This window comes from Enterococcus gallinarum (genome assembly GCF_021496385.1).
GTDB lineage: Bacteria > Bacillota > Bacilli > Lactobacillales > Enterococcaceae > Enterococcus_D > Enterococcus_D gallinarum.
In genome coordinates, this window is record NZ_CP050816.1 from 3,318,351 (window position 1) to 3,332,012 (window position 13,662).

The window sequence follows — 13,662 nt, forward strand, 5'->3', positions numbered from 1 at the left end:
AAAATTAGTATAAATTTAATCTCCCAAAAAAACAAACTATTTTGCCCTTTAAGCCAAAGAAAAACAGATTCCAAAATCATCCAGTCTTCTTGGGAAAGAAGAGACAGCTTTCGCTTATATACACAACTGCATTTCTCCCACCTTTCATGGCGTTCTCAATCAAGGGTCATTTCATGCGATAATTTCTAGAAAAATTCCATATTATTATCTTCGAATTAGCTGATTCATTCTAAAAACTACGGCTATAAACCCATGACTTTTCAAAAAAAGTTACTGTAACTGACGCATTGTATTTTTAGTTTTTATAGGATAGCGCTTTGTTTGGGACTATTCCTTATTTCGACCTAGTACTGCTTAGTATTTCTTCTGCAGGGCAGCTGCTTCCAATTGTCTCAGCGACTCTTTTCTAAGACAAAAAAACCTGTAGACAAAGACTTTTGCTGTCTCTCTACAGGTCGCTAGGAAGCTGTAACTATTTTAAAACACAATGGGGAAAGATTTTTTAAAACTTGCTTCCTTCCCTTGTATCAGTCAATCAGCTGCATACTTACTTTCGATACATCTTCAACTCCAAAAATAGGTCATTATAAATGCCTAAATATTGGGCGCCTAGATTTTCATAGACTTCCAAATGCTTCATCAGCTCATCTGAAGGATAGAACTGTTTGTCTTGCGTGATTTCATCTGGCAATAACGCGAGTGCTTTTTTGTTTGGAGTGGAATAACCGATATACTCAGCATTTTGGGCAGCATTTTCTGGTTCAAGCATAAAGTTCAAAAATGCATAGGCCCCTTCTTCATTTTTTGACGTTTTGGGAATAACCATATTATCAAACCAAAGATTGGATCCTTCGGATGGGATCACATAATGGATATGTTCATTCTCATACATCATATCGGCTGCTTCTCCCGAGAAAGTCACAGCGACAGAGGCTTCTTCGTTTGCCATATACATTTTGATTTCGTCTGCTACGATTGCTTTGATGTTTGGCGTCATTTTGCGCAATTTGTTGAAGGCTGCTTCAAGCTGTTTGTCGTCTTTACTGTTCAATGAATACCCCAAACTGTTTAACCCTAGACCGATGACTTCCCGCGCGCCATCGATCAGCATGATACTGTCTTTTAGTTCTGGTTTCCACAGATCATCCCATTCCTTGATTTCACCTTCAGCAAAAAATTTATCATTATAGACGATACCAAGAGTCCCCCAAAAATATGGGATCGAATAGCGGTTATCAGGATCAAAACTTAAATCCAAGAAGCGGGGATCAATATTGTCTAACCCTTTGATCTTGCTGTGATCAAGAGGTTTCAGCAAGTGTTCTTCCATCATTTTTTGGATCATATATTCACTTGGGATGGCAATGTCATAGGACGTTCCTCCTTGCTGAATTTTCGTAAACATTGCTTCATTGGAATCGAAGGTTTCATAATTGACCTTATAGCCGGTCTCTTTCTCAAACTTCTTCAAAAGATCTGGATCGATATAATCACCCCAGTTATAGATATTCAAAACTTTGGCGCCCGCCATTCCTGAAGAATGTTCCAACTCCCGTACACCAAACAGCAGTACCAAAATGATGGCGACAATTCCTATGACCAAAGATTGTAATCTTTTCATCGCAGATTTGCCACCTCCGCTCGCCGATTTTTACGTAGTTTTTTCGACACATTTTCTTTGCTGATAAAGTAGTACCCTACGACTAGAATCATTGAGAATAAAAAGACCAATGTGCTCAAGGCATTGATTTCTAGGCTGATCCCCTGACGGGCACGAGAATAGATTTCTACAGAAAGTGTGCTAAAGCCATTCCCTGTTACAAAGAACGTCACAGCAAAATCATCCAGTGAATAAGTGAAAGCCATGAAATAGCCGGCAATGACCCCCGGTGTCAGAAACGGCAAAATAATGTTCTTGATGACTTGCAGATTATTGGCACCTAAGTCACGAGCGGCATCAATCATGGAATCATTCATTTCTTGTAGCTTTGGTAAAACCATCAAAACAACGATGGGAATACTAAAGGCCACATGAGACAGTAACACACTAAAGAAACCTAGGCTAAAGCCGCGGAACAAATTTCCGATCATCGTGAAGAAAATCAGAAAACTGGCCCCAATGATGACATCTGGAGAAACCAGTAAGACATTGTTCAAACTTAACAACGCTGTTCGTGTTCGCCGTTTTTTCGTATAGTAGATCCCCATCGCACCGAACGTGCCGATCACTGTTGCTAAAAGGGCGGATAAAAATGCCAGCATAAAGGTATTCAATACAATGATCATCAGACGTGTATCTTGAAAGACGGACTGGTAATGTTCAAAGGTAAACCCAGTAAAGTCATTCATTGTACCGCCATCATTGAAGGAATAAAAAATCAAATAAAAAATTGGGACGTACAATAGGATAAAGACAACGACAAGATAAAGATTTGACCAGCGGAATTTTTTCATTTTCGTTGTCCTCCTTTTTTCTTCTCACCTGTCAGGAGCATCACTAAGAACATAGCAATAATCAAAATCACACCGATCGTCGAACCCATGCCCCAGTTTTGTGTCACAAGGAAATGCTGCTCAATCGCAGTTCCTAACGTGATTACACGGTTTCCTCCAATCAAACGTGTCAGCATGAAGAGTGAAAGAGAAGGAATGAAAACTGCTTGTACGCCGCTTTTGACACCGTTCAATGACAAAGGCAGAATGACCCGGCGAAAAGTCTCATAGCTGTTCGCTCCTAAGTCACGGCTCGCACTAATCAATGAAGGATTCATCTCCTCTAGTGCATTGAAAATCGGCATGATCATAAAGGGCAGCTCAATATAGACCGCTACCGTTAAAAAGCTAAAATCGGTGAACAAAATCTGTTTTGGTCCGACACCCATGATTTCCAAAAAATGATTGACGCTGCCATGAATTCCAAAAATACCAATAAAGGCATAGGCTTTTAACAGCAAATTGACCCATGTAGGTAAAATAATCAGCAGTAACCATAAGTCTTTATGACGTAGTTTTGTCAAAAAGTAAGCCGTAGGATAACTGATGACCAGCGTGATCAATGTGATCAAAAAGGCATACCACACGGAGTTCAATGTCATGATCAAATACTTGCCGGAACCTAAATAACTTTGATAATTGACCAGTGAAAAATTCCCATCCATATCGAAAAAGGACTGATAGACGATCAATAATACTGGTGCGATAACAAATAGCAATAACCAAAAGACATAGGGTATTGCATAGAAACGACGCATTTTCGTCATGTGCTCCCTCCTAATCTTCGTAGCTCTCTAAACGAGCATCAAAATCTTCTTCTGATTCATTGAAACGCATGACATGAATGTCTTCAGGCTCAAAAAACAAACCGATCTTGCTGCCTTCTTTGGCTTTTCTAGTCGAATGGACCATCCATTCATTGCCTTGTTCATCGTAACAAATGATTTCATAATGTACGCCGCGGAACAATTGCGTGTCTACCTCAACGATCAATTTCCCTTTCTCAGCGGTGGTCAAACTTAGATCTTCTGGGCGGATCACGATTTCAACGGGTTCATTCGCCCGCATACCGCCATCCACGCACTCGAAGCGTTTGCCGACAAACTCGACTAAATTATCATCGATCATCGTGCCATTCACGATATTACTTTCGCCGACAAAGTCCGCCACAAAATGATTGATCGGCTCGTCATAAATGTCTACCGGTGTCCCACTTTGAATGATCTTTCCTTTATTCATGACGAAGATCTCATCACTCATCGCTAATGCTTCTTCTTGATCGTGGGTCACAAAGATAAAGGTAATTCCTAATCGCTGCTGCAGTTCCCGCAATTCGTACTGCATGTCTGTTCGTAATTTCAAGTCTAAAGCTGACAAAGGTTCATCTAAGAGTAAAACTTTCGGCTCATTGACGATCGCTCGCGCAATCGCCACCCGTTGACGCTGTCCACCGGACATTTCACTGATCTCACGATTTTCGTAACCTGGAAGTTGGACCAATCGCAATGCTTCTTTGACTTTCTTTGTGACTTCGTCTTTCGGCAGCTTCTTGATCCGTAAGCCAAAAGCCACATTCTCGAACACGTTCATATGTGGAAACAACGCATAGTCCTGAAAGACAGTATTAACTTGTCGCTGATTTGCCGGAACATCGTTGATACGCTGGCCATCAAAGTAAACATCGCCTTCTGTTGCTTCGGAAAATCCGGCAATGATCCGTAAGATCGTGGTTTTCCCACATCCCGAAGGACCTAAAAGCGTATAAAAACGCCCTTCTTCAATATCAAAACTAACATTTTTCAAGACGGTTTCATCATCATCAAATCGCTTGACCACGTTATTGAACGAAATAATTGTTTTTCCCACACTTTTTCCCCCTAAATCATAAATAAGAATCAGTTACAACGATCAAGGCGCGGCTTTTTTGCCGGCCGATATTTCTCAATTGATGCGGTTCTGTTGCTTGGTAATAAATGGACTGTCCCTTACGTGCTTTGTATTCTGATTCCCCGAGGCTCAGTGCAATCGTTCCTTCCAAAACATAAATAAAAGTTTCCGCTAAAGAAGGTTCAAATGTCTTATACTCGCCGGCTTTCTCAAAAGTCAACACGACTGGCTCCATCTCTTTTTCATTCGAGTCTGGAATCAGCCACCGCAGTTCATAGCCATTTTCTTCATCATAATAACTCGTACTGTCTTCTTCTCGATAGACCACTTGATGGTCTGCATTTTCTTGACGGAAAAATTCTTCCGGGGTCACTCCAAGGACTTCTAAAATCGTAAAAAAAGTTTCCATTGAAGGTGAACTTAAATCCCTTTCTAATTGGGAGATGTACCCTTTGGATAAATCGGTTCGTTCCCCTAATTCTTCTTGTGTCAGATTTTTTTGGACCCGCAAATTGCGGAGCTTCTCGCCAATCTCCATCTACATTCCCCCTCGATCAAAAATATAGTAAAAAATTCCCACAAAAAAAGTTTGCTAATAGTAAACTTCAAGTTTAATTTCACTTTTTCCAGTATACAAACTTTTCTAAAAAAAACAAGTCTTTTTTTACCTTTTTTGAAGAGAATTTTTCGAAGCTTTCTTATTGACTAAATGAGCTGCAGCCAATGGGCAGCTGTCACATAATGCCTTTATTTAGCCATTTTCATTCAGTAGCTCTCAATACCCTTCTCTCATTCTAACGAAGAAATTGGCTCATGAATAATCATCTGTTTCGCAACAATGATTAAAAATCAACCAGATTATGGTATCATGAGTTCAAACCATTAAAGGAGTTGCCTTGAATGACAGAATTTTCGTCTTATATCGTAACAAATGAACCAACATTTACTGCCACTTTAAAGACCTGCAAACTGACAGATTTACCTGAGGGAGACGTTCTTGTCAAAGTCGCTTATTCCGATGTCAATTATAAAGATGCTTTAGCAGCTAAAGAAAATGGCGGTGTTATCCGTACTTATCCGATGACACCAGGCATCGACTTGGCTGGTGAAGTCATTGAAAGTCAAAGTCCGGATTTTTCAACCGGCGACCAAGTACTGCTGACAGGTTACGGCCTAGGTGTTTCTCATCCCGGTGGCTTCAGCCAATACCAACGGGTACCGGCTGATTGGCTGATCAAACGACCAGAAACTTTATCGGCTAAAGATAGTATGTGTTATGGTACTGCTGGCTTTACTGCGGCACTGGCTGTCACCGAACTTGAAAAACTTGCCCTTGAAAAAGAAGCGCCGATCGTCATTACCGGAGCTTCCGGAGGTGTCGGAAGTATCAGCATCGCATTGCTGCATAAGTTAGGCTATACAAACATCGTCGCACTTTCTCGTAAAAAAGAGGCAGACTGGTTATTGGCATTAGGAGCAACCAAAATCACTGATCCAGCTGATTGGCAACCAGAAAAAATCAAACCGCTGGCGAAGCAGACAGTAGCGGCAGTTATTGATACCGTCGGCGGTTCCCTTCTTTCCGCATTATTGCCGCAAATCCGTTACGGCGGCGGTGCCTTTTTATGCGGAAATGCTGGGGGGATCAACATCGAAACGACGGTTTTACCCTTTATTCTTCGCGGCATCCGCGTGATCGGTATTGACTCGGTCAATGTTGACACTGCCACTCGTAACGAACTTTGGCAACGTCTAGCAACAGGCTGGTATGTCGCAGATCAGCTGCATAGTCATGAGATTACCTTTGAAACATTGCCGGAAACACTCGCATCCTTATTAGCCGGTACCCATCAAGGTCGGACGATCGTCAAGGTGGCATCAGAAGCATGAGAATATTGATCACTGCCGGCGGAACTTCCGAAAAAATTGATTCAGTACGGTCGATCACGAATCATTCAACAGGTTCATTAGGCAAAGCCATCGCTGAAGCGTTATTAGAAAAAGGGATTGAAATTGATTATGTCACAACTCGTCAAGCAAAACAGCCAGCTAACGATTCACGATTGACGGTCCACTATATCGAAGGCACTCTTGGATTACTGAATTGTCTTGAGTCCTTATTATCGGCACATACTTACTTTGCAGTGATCCACAGCATGGCGGTCAGTGATTTCACACCTGCTAACAGTTGGTCACAAGAAGCATTCTTGACAGCGATCAATCAGCTGCTTCCACAATTTGACAACCAAGTATCTCCTGAGTTGTTAGAGACATTAGTAGCACAATCAATGGAACTGTCAGGCAAACTCTCTTCGAATACTGATCATCTAGTGATGGTCTTAAAGAAAACACCTAAAGTGATCCAGCGAATCAAAGCAAAACAACCTCAGACAAAGTTGGTGGGTTTCAAATTATTAGTCGATGTTTCGGAAGAAACACTTTTTCAAGTAGCCCGTGATAGTCTAGCTAAAAATCAAGCAGATTATGTCTTGGCCAATGACTTGACTACGATCAAAGAAGATCAGCATATTGGTCACTTACTAACTGCCGATAAAAAAATCGGTACCGGCCATACTAAGCTAGAAATTGCCGCATTGATCGTAGATACATTATTGAAAAATGAAGAGCCCCTTGGATAAGGAGGAATTAAAATGAAACAAAAACATGTATTATTAGGTATTAGCGGAAGTATCTCCGCTTATAAAGCAGCGGATATCGCGAATGAGTTGACAAAACGAGGGTATGCAGTCGACGTGATGATGACTGCTAATAGTACGCAATTCATCACACCATTGACTCTCCAGTCATTATCTAAGCGACCAATCCATGTGGATGTGATGCAAGAACGCCAACCTGACCGGATCAACCATATCGAATTAGCGAAGCAAGCGGACCTTTTCTTGATCGCGCCAGCCAGTGCCAACTTGATTGGTAAATTGGCTCATGGTTTAGCAGATGATCTGATCTCAACGGTCGCTTTGGCATTGACTGCGGAGGTACCAAAACTGATTGCACCAGCGATGAATACCAATATGTATCAAAATCCAATCGTGCAACGAAATCTAGCCATTTTGAAAGAGGTCGGTTATCAAGAGATCGCTCCTCGCGAAGCCTTGTTGGCTTGCGGGGATTTCGGCCGCGGCGCGCTGGCGACCGTGGAAGCGATCGTTGAACAAGCTGTTGCAGCATTGGAAGTACGAGGAGTCTAACATGAAAAAAATAGCCACTTTTGATTTAGTTTTAACTGCATTTTTCCTGGGGATCTTGATTCTTTTAGCATCCGTTCCTTTTCTAGGGTTCATTCCTTTAGGTCCGATCAATGCTACTACGATGCACATTCCCGTGATCATTGCTTCCATCATTTTAGGACCACGGATCGGCGGCTTTCTGGGAGGGGCTTTTGGCATCATTAGTATGGTCCGTTCAACGTGGATCATCTCGCCGCTTTCTTTTGTGTTCTCGCCATTTGTCCCAGTCTATGGCATGGATCATGGAAGTTGGAAAGCGATCTTGGTTGCTCTGATTCCTCGCATTCTGATCGGAATCGTCCCTTATTTTGTCTTTAAAGCCTGCCAGAAAATGTGGCAAAACAAGCGGCAAAGCACTTCGTTGCTGATTGCTGGAATCGCTGGAGGATTGACGAATACGATTCTCGTGATGAACCTCATCTACTTTTTATTCCAACAAGAATATGCCGCTGCGATCGGTAATGCCGGAACTGCCGTCTATACCGCCATCCTTGGCGTTATTTTGACACAAGGTATCCCAGAGGCGACCGTTGCAGGAATTGCGACCATGGCTGTTGCTTCTGTGTTACTGAGATTGACGAAAAAGCCACGTTTTTGATTCATTTGAAAGAACTTCAAACAAAAAGAGCCATTGAAGCAGCTTGATAAGCTTGCTTCAATGGCTCTTTTTTTAGTGTTCCTTTATGCTGCTCATAAATTTTGGCTTACTTGCAATGCCTCAGCCAAACGCTGGTACTGTTCTTCGGTCAGTAAGTCTTCATAAATCAACAAAAAATCAGCGATTTCTTCATCCGTCATGCCCTGTAGATCAGTGGCAACCATCTCTAATAATTGGTCAAACTCCTCGTCTGTTAGCGTATAATTTGTCCAATCTTCATCAGAGAGGGGATCATCGCCGTAATAACTGTCATCCCAAAAAGAGTCTTCTTGATAGGAATCAAAAAACTCTTGCTGATCAACGACATTTTCTGAAGCAGGTAACTGGACTTTTTCATCACTTTGTTTGCCGCTGATAGTAAACGTGATCCCAATAGCCAAAGGCAGCTCGCCAGATTGGGTCATGTTCATCACAACTTTTTGGTTTTGTTTCTTTGCATTGATAGATATAGTCAAATCAATACGTTCACTGTCTTTCAGCAGATCTTCCCATTGCGTAATCTCACTAGTGTCTGCCTTTTGTTTTTTGGCATAGTCAACAAAGTCCAACAGCTCTTGTTTTGTGAATGTATGCGTGATGGTGTCACCATCTCTTTTAAAAGATTCACGATCCAACGTTTTGACATACTCTGCCAATGTCTCAGAAGAAAATAAGCTATTGTTCAATAGCTGGTCCGTGTCAAGATCTGACATCTCATCTGGTGACAGACGAATATATTTATCTTTACCCGTCGTATCTGGCGTTTCGCTACTATCAAATGTATCCGATGTACCGAATGTATCAAATGCAAACAGATTGCTCATTGCCTCAACGATTTCTGCAGAAAGGTAGGTGTCATGGCTCTTCCCATCGATCAAAAGATTCAGTGGGACATCGATTTCTCCAGAAGACAGTGAGGCATCCAAACGAATATTTTTGCTTTTTGGATCTTCAACAAAATTTCCCGTGATCTTGGTTCCCGCCAACTGGGAGAAAATCATCCCTGCGATCATGCTTTCTTGTGAATTTTGGCTGTCCTCGCCAGCAAATTCAAATGTATCGATCGTCACGCTAAAGTCACCAGCATTCATATCTTTTTGTACTGTTAACCCATCAGCAAACTGATCCTGCGGTAATTTCGTACAACCGGTTAAAAAGAATAGCCCAACCAACAAGCCAATACCCAGCCACTTTTTCATACTATCCCTCCATTTTCCCCTTTTCTTTATTGTAGCCAAGACGGAATGGGTAGACAAATAGTACAGCCTTCCCATTGCCTTTTTTAATAAAAAATGTGACAACTGCCCAAATAAACAACCGTTCTGAAAGATTCAAGTAATGCTATAGGTTCTCGATACATCGCAACGATGCCTTACGAAGCCTTGCAATACATTCATTCTTCAGATATCGATTTGTCATCAGACGTTGTCACAATTACGAACATGTTGAATTATTTTGCTTCTTCTCCGATAATACGCACTTCTGTCTCTAACTGGACATCAAATCGCTCCTTGATCACTTGTTGGATATGAGCGATCAGTTCCACATAGTCCGTCGCTGTAGCATGATCGACATTGACGATGAAGCCAGCATGCTTTTCAGAAATTTGCGCGCCGCCCCATTTCAATCCTTGTAAACCGGCGTCTTGAATCAACTTGCCAGTGAAATGACCAACAGGCCGCTTGAAGACACTGCCGCAAGAAGGATATTCTAATGGTTGTTTCAGCTGACGGAGTTCCGTCAACTCATCCATTCGTTTCTTGATTTGATCTTGATCCCCTTGCGCCAAATCAAAACGAGCCGACAGAATGATTGCATGTTGGTCTTGAAGCGTACTGTGGCGATAAGAAAACGCCATCTCTTCTTTCATCATAGTCACGACGCGGCCATCTGCGAGCAAGACATCACAGGACGCAAAAATATCTTGAATCTCACCATCATAAGCACCGGCATTCATAAATACCGCTCCCCCGACGCTTCCTGGAATCCCGCAAGCAAACTCAAATCCTGTCAACGATTCATGGAGTGCCACATACGTTGTATCGATCAGCTTCGCGCCTGCTTCGACGATCAAAGTGGTATCTTCTACCGTTATCTGATTCATTTCTGATAGCATGATCACAACACCGCGAATCCCACCATCACGAACGATCAAGTTGCTAGCATTGCCTAAGACCAACCAAGGAGTATCAGTTTCTCGACAATAGGCGACAATTTGTTCTACTTCTTTTGCTGATTTGGGAAAAGCCAGGATATCTGCAGGCCCTCCTGTTTTCGTATACGTATAATTCAATAAAGCTTCATCTTTTAGTAACGCAATTTCTGGAAATTGCTTGATCATTAATTCTTTATTCACAAGAAAGAGTCCTTTCACATTAAACATCTTCCTTATTTTAGCATGTTCATTGAAAAGTTGCTACTTCTCTAAAGAATCACTTTTTGCCCGATGATTGGCAGCGATCATTTCTTGGCAAAGCTGGTGACTTTCTATCACTTGCGCTTGTCGCAGATCGATAGCTGTTGGATCGGCGACTGCTGCAATAAATGCCGAAACTAATGGATAGAACCCTCGTTTGTTCAACGTTGTTTCCCAATCGCCAAACTCATGTTCCACCCTTTTCCCCTCCACATACTCCGTAAGAGCAGTCAAATTCCTCACATCATAGGTTCCGCTTTTGGCGGTGATCCGGTAATCTTCCGTATTGGCACCACTCTTGAGATCCATCGTCAAAATCGCCGTTGTATGTGCTGTTTCCAAGATCAGTGTGGCCGTCTCCAATCCATCCGCTGATTCTTTGATCTGACTAGTATGCGCGATGATCGGTTCATCCAATAAATAGACACCAGTATCCACCAAATGTAAGAAGAGATCATAGATCACATACTTGGTATCATGACTAGCAGCTTGCCGGTGTTTTGACAGATAAATCATCCGCTTATCCGGAATTTGTTTTAATTGATCGACCATCGGGGCAAAGCGGCGATTGAAGCCGACCATCAACAACTTTTGTTTTGCTTTAGCTAGAGCAAACAATTCTTCTACTTCAGCAAAATTCTCGCTGACCGGTTTATCGACAAAGACATGGATTCCTTCTGTCAGACATTTTTTGATCAACTCATAGTGGCTGCCAGTAGCTGTATGAATGAAACAAGCCTCGATTCCCTGATCGATCAGCTCGTCTAAATTAGTGTACATATGCGCCAACCGATAGCGTTGCTGCAATTCTTTCTGAACGGATTCACGCCGGGTGGCAAAATAAAAATCCGCTTGATCCTGCAATGCAATATAACTTGGCAAGTATGCTTTTTGTGCAATATTTCCTAACCCGATAACACCGATCTTCATGACTGATTCCTCCTAAACGTTACGTCTTGCTTTAATCTTACACTTTTTTTCGGTAGAATGGAAAATATAGTTGAACCGAGGAGGACAAATATGAAATTTATTTCTTGGAACGTGAATGGCTTACGAGCAATCGTCAAAAAGAACTTTTTAGAAGCCTTTGAGACCTTCGATGCAGACTTCTTTTGTTTGCAAGAAACGAAGCTGCAAGCAGGGCAGATCGAGTTGGATCTGCCAGGATACACGCAATACTGGAATTATGCAGAAAAGAAAGGATACTCTGGTACAGCGATCTTTGCTAAGGAACCGGCACTTGCTGCCCATTATGGGATTGGCATCGAGGAACATGATGCCGAAGGCCGGGTGATCACACTGGAATACCCCGAATTCTTTTTAGTCACTTGCTATACACCAAACGCCCAAAATGAATTGCGTCGTCTCGATTATCGCATGACATGGGAAGATGCTTTTCGTGCCTATCTGACCGATCTGAAACAGCAAAAGCCAGTTATCCTATGCGGTGACTTGAACGTCGCTCATCAAAACATTGATCTTAAAAACTGGAAAACCAACCAAAAAAACGCCGGCTTCACTCCTGAAGAACGAGAAAAATTTTCAACCTTACTTTCAGCAGGCTTTACGGATACTTTCCGCTACTTTTATCCCGATGCTGAAGGGATTTATTCTTGGTGGAGTTACCGGTTTAATGCGCGCAAAAATAATGCTGGATGGCGCATCGATTACTTCGTTGTTTCAGACGATTTAAATGACCGCCTGATTGATGCAAAAATCCATACAGAAATCTTAGGCAGTGATCATTGCCCCGTCGAATTGCAGTTAAACTAATTGCTTACCTTATTCTTTCGCTGTGTCCTGTCGGCCATCCTGCCAAAAAAATCTTGTATCTTTTCATTTCAAAGATTTGTGCTAGAATAGCTTTGAGGTGAAGGCAATGAATTTTATCGCAATGGACTTTGAAACAGCCAATTATCAAAAGCACAGTGCTTGTTCATTGGCATTAGTCATGGTTCGGGACAGTAAAATTGTTGGAGAATACTACACGTTGATCCAGCCGGAGACAGATTTCTTTTGGAAAAATATCCAAATCCATGGCATTCATCCGGAAGACGTCGTCAATGCTCCTAAATTTCCTGACATTTGGAAACAAATCCAGCAATATTATAATCTCAACAGTCTGATCGTTGCCCACAATGCTGGTTTCGATACTGGCGTTTTAGCTGGATGTCTTGATTACTATGGGATAGAACAGCCAAATTATCTTTCACTCTGTACAGTACGTACAAGCCGCAAACTCTATCCTGAATTCGAGAATCACAAGCTGAATACTGTCTGCCAACAGCTGCAGATTCCTTTGCTGAATCACCACGATGCCCTTGAAGATAGTCGTGCCTGTGCTCAGATCTTATTACGTCAAGAAAACGATTTCGGGATCGACCCATTAAAAAAACTGGTACTCGTAAAATGAGTATCAGTTTTTTACTTTTCTTCTTACTTTCTTACTCTTTTGTCTTTCAGTTATTTGTTGAAAGCCAATAACGACGAGTACTATTCCCGTTTACCGGATCGATCCATATATCTTCTAATTGACCACCATTTTTTTCAATGACCTTAGCAGATGCTTGATTGTGAGCATCGCATGTCACCAGTACTTTTTCTATTCCGAAGCTTTTGGCAATCGACAAGGATTGAGCAAGCATTGCTGTCCCATATCCTTTTTGGCGATACGTTTTTTTCACAGAATAACCGATATGACCGCCTTGCTGCAGCAAATAGTCGTTGAGCTCTAGCCGCAGATTCAAGATTCCGATGACTGTATCTGCTTGTTTTGCAAGATAAACCCGACTAATGACATGACCAGCAGGAACAGTTGCCGGTGATTTGTAGGCTTCTTGCAGTTCAAGCCATTTTTCGATTGTCTCCGCTGTTTCTAGCCCAGAACCTCCGTGGATAGTTTCATTGTCTTCTAAAAATGATGCGCGATAAGCTGTTAACTGTTCTTTGTCTGCTAGGGCCGGTTCAACAAGCAGGATCAT

Annotated in this window: 15 protein-coding genes; 6 read left to right on the forward strand and 9 right to left on the reverse strand. The window is 42.1% G+C overall.

All coding sequences use genetic code 11. The features are described from left to right. Positions 1-547: 547 nt before the first annotated feature. From HED61_RS16025 to HED61_RS16045, 5 genes are read right to left on the reverse strand one after another with little or no spacing between them, the layout of a single operon-like run. A complete protein-coding gene (locus HED61_RS16025; RefSeq protein ID WP_195972049.1) occupies positions 548-1,621 on the reverse strand; it encodes an ABC transporter substrate-binding protein in 1,074 nt (357 codons plus the stop codon). Next, positions 1,618-2,454, reverse strand: coding sequence for an ABC transporter permease (locus tag HED61_RS16030; protein WP_003127479.1), 837 nt, complete (start codon positions 2,452-2,454; stop codon positions 1,618-1,620). The genes HED61_RS16025 and HED61_RS16030 overlap by 4 nt, the downstream gene beginning before the upstream one ends. Beyond that, positions 2,451-3,260, reverse strand: a complete 810-nt coding sequence (locus tag HED61_RS16035) for an ABC transporter permease (RefSeq protein ID WP_003127478.1) — start codon at positions 3,258-3,260, stop codon at positions 2,451-2,453. The genes HED61_RS16030 and HED61_RS16035 overlap by 4 nt, the downstream gene beginning before the upstream one ends. Before the next feature lie 10 nt (positions 3,261-3,270). Next, on the reverse strand, positions 3,271-4,359 hold the full coding sequence (locus tag HED61_RS16040) for an ABC transporter ATP-binding protein (protein WP_003127477.1): 1,089 nt from the start codon (positions 4,357-4,359) through the stop codon (positions 3,271-3,273). Between the two features lie 16 nt (positions 4,360-4,375). After that, positions 4,376-4,918, reverse strand: a complete 543-nt coding sequence (locus HED61_RS16045; protein ID WP_003127476.1) for a helix-turn-helix domain-containing protein — start codon at positions 4,916-4,918, stop codon at positions 4,376-4,378. A 362-nt stretch (positions 4,919-5,280) separates the two neighbouring features. On the opposite strand from HED61_RS16045, the gene HED61_RS16050 reads away from it, so the two are divergent. The 4 genes from HED61_RS16050 to HED61_RS16065 are packed head-to-tail and all read left to right on the forward strand — an operon-like array spanning position 5,281 to position 8,226. Beyond that, on the forward strand, positions 5,281-6,270 hold the full coding sequence (locus HED61_RS16050; protein ID WP_003127474.1) for an acrylyl-CoA reductase family protein: 990 nt from the start codon (positions 5,281-5,283) through the stop codon (positions 6,268-6,270). After that, positions 6,267-7,019: a phosphopantothenate--cysteine ligase gene (locus HED61_RS16055; RefSeq protein ID WP_219645068.1), complete on the forward strand. Its 753-nt coding sequence runs from the start codon at positions 6,267-6,269 to the stop codon at positions 7,017-7,019. Before HED61_RS16050 ends, HED61_RS16055 begins: the two co-directional genes overlap by 4 nt. A 12-nt stretch (positions 7,020-7,031) precedes the next feature. Further along, positions 7,032-7,589: a phosphopantothenoylcysteine decarboxylase gene (gene coaC / locus HED61_RS16060; RefSeq protein WP_003127471.1), complete on the forward strand. Its 558-nt coding sequence runs from the start codon at positions 7,032-7,034 to the stop codon at positions 7,587-7,589. 1 nt (position 7,590) lies between these two features. After that, complete coding sequence (locus HED61_RS16065) at positions 7,591-8,226, forward strand: ECF transporter S component (protein WP_103300611.1); 636 nt, start codon at positions 7,591-7,593, stop codon at positions 8,224-8,226. Between the two features lie 92 nt (positions 8,227-8,318). On the opposite strand, the gene HED61_RS16070 is transcribed toward HED61_RS16065, so the two are convergent. The 3 genes from HED61_RS16070 to HED61_RS16080 all read right to left on the reverse strand — a co-directional run bounded on the left by HED61_RS16070 (position 8,319) and on the right by HED61_RS16080 (position 11,611). After that, entirely contained in the window at positions 8,319-9,464 is a 1,146-nt protein-coding gene (locus HED61_RS16070) for a hypothetical protein (protein ID WP_234981402.1), read from the reverse strand. A gap of 251 nt (positions 9,465-9,715) precedes the next feature. Then, a complete protein-coding gene (murB, locus tag HED61_RS16075) occupies positions 9,716-10,606 on the reverse strand; it encodes a UDP-N-acetylmuramate dehydrogenase (RefSeq protein WP_369914735.1) in 891 nt (296 codons plus the stop codon). Positions 10,607-10,681: 75 nt separating this feature from the next. Beyond that, positions 10,682-11,611, reverse strand: coding sequence for a Gfo/Idh/MocA family protein (locus HED61_RS16080; RefSeq protein WP_103300610.1), 930 nt, complete (start codon positions 11,609-11,611; stop codon positions 10,682-10,684). Positions 11,612-11,701: 90 nt separating this feature from the next. Here HED61_RS16080 and HED61_RS16085 point away from each other — a divergent pair, with 90 nt between their 5' ends. Beyond that, positions 11,702-12,454, forward strand: coding sequence for an exodeoxyribonuclease III (locus HED61_RS16085; RefSeq protein WP_103300609.1), 753 nt, complete (start codon positions 11,702-11,704; stop codon positions 12,452-12,454). Positions 12,455-12,560: 106 nt separating this feature from the next. Next, a complete protein-coding gene (locus tag HED61_RS16090) occupies positions 12,561-13,094 on the forward strand; it encodes a 3'-5' exonuclease (protein WP_005471732.1) in 534 nt (177 codons plus the stop codon). 46 nt (positions 13,095-13,140) lie between these two features. On the opposite strand, the gene HED61_RS16095 is transcribed toward HED61_RS16090, so the two are convergent. After that, complete coding sequence (locus tag HED61_RS16095) at positions 13,141-13,662, reverse strand: GNAT family N-acetyltransferase (RefSeq protein ID WP_103300608.1); 522 nt, start codon at positions 13,660-13,662, stop codon at positions 13,141-13,143.

What these genes read in the sequence shown, in the direction of transcription:
- HED61_RS16025 (WP_195972049.1), bottom strand. Translation starts at nt 1,621, where the DNA reads ATGAAAAGATTACAATCTTTGGTCATAGGAATTGTCGCCATCATTTTG.
- HED61_RS16030 (WP_003127479.1), bottom strand. Translation starts at nt 2,454, where the DNA reads ATGAAAAAATTCCGCTGGTCAAATCTTTATCTTGTCGTTGTCTTTATC.
- HED61_RS16035 (WP_003127478.1), bottom strand. Translation starts at nt 3,260, where the DNA reads ATGACGAAAATGCGTCGTTTCTATGCAATACCCTATGTCTTTTGGTTA.
- HED61_RS16045 (WP_003127476.1), bottom strand. Translation starts at nt 4,918, where the DNA reads ATGGAGATTGGCGAGAAGCTCCGCAATTTGCGGGTCCAAAAAAATCTG.
- HED61_RS16050 (WP_003127474.1), top strand. Translation starts at nt 5,281, where the DNA reads ATGACAGAATTTTCGTCTTATATCGTAACAAATGAACCAACATTTACT.
- HED61_RS16055 (WP_219645068.1), top strand. Translation starts at nt 6,267, where the DNA reads ATGAGAATATTGATCACTGCCGGCGGAACTTCCGAAAAAATTGATTCA.
- coaC (WP_003127471.1), top strand. Translation starts at nt 7,032, where the DNA reads ATGAAACAAAAACATGTATTATTAGGTATTAGCGGAAGTATCTCCGCT.
- HED61_RS16065 (WP_103300611.1), top strand. Translation starts at nt 7,591, where the DNA reads ATGAAAAAAATAGCCACTTTTGATTTAGTTTTAACTGCATTTTTCCTG.
- HED61_RS16070 (WP_234981402.1), bottom strand. Translation starts at nt 9,464, where the DNA reads ATGAAAAAGTGGCTGGGTATTGGCTTGTTGGTTGGGCTATTCTTTTTA.
- murB (WP_369914735.1), bottom strand. Translation starts at nt 10,606, where the DNA reads ATGATCAAGCAATTTCCAGAAATTGCGTTACTAAAAGATGAAGCTTTA.
- HED61_RS16080 (WP_103300610.1), bottom strand. Translation starts at nt 11,611, where the DNA reads ATGAAGATCGGTGTTATCGGGTTAGGAAATATTGCACAAAAAGCATAC.
- HED61_RS16085 (WP_103300609.1), top strand. Translation starts at nt 11,702, where the DNA reads ATGAAATTTATTTCTTGGAACGTGAATGGCTTACGAGCAATCGTCAAA.
- HED61_RS16090 (WP_005471732.1), top strand. Translation starts at nt 12,561, where the DNA reads ATGAATTTTATCGCAATGGACTTTGAAACAGCCAATTATCAAAAGCAC.
- HED61_RS16095 (WP_103300608.1), bottom strand. Translation starts at nt 13,662, where the DNA reads ATGATCCTGCTTGTTGAACCGGCCCTAGCAGACAAAGAACAGTTAACA.